General features: G+C 64.7%; 1 protein-coding gene. It reads right to left on the minus strand.

Annotated elements, in window-relative coordinates:
* Nucleotides 1-252, minus strand: a 252-nt coding sequence (locus ACLJNW_RS26990) for a hypothetical protein (RefSeq protein WP_410961621.1), incomplete at both ends; no start/stop codon positions are given.

Raw genomic sequence — 252 nt, forward strand, 5'->3', positions numbered from 1 at the left:
GCTCGAAGATGTAGCTCTGGCCTTCCTTGAGCTTGGCCAGCGGCGGCGCGTTGTGCTTGTGCTCCTCGCCGCCTTCCCAGGCCTTGCCGTTGATCTGCCAGAACGACGGATAGGGATTCTTGCCGCTGGTATCGGACATGGCCCCGACCCACTCGAAACGGAAACCGATCTTCTCGGCATTGGCCAGGTCCGGTTCGCTCACCGGATTCGCCGGCAACGGCTTCGGCCAGTCGCCGGCAGGTGCCTCGGCGC

The sequence above is a fragment of the Salmonella sp. SAL4457 genome, assembly GCF_046548235.1.
Lineage (GTDB): Bacteria > Pseudomonadota > Gammaproteobacteria > Enterobacterales > Enterobacteriaceae > Salmonella > Salmonella enterica.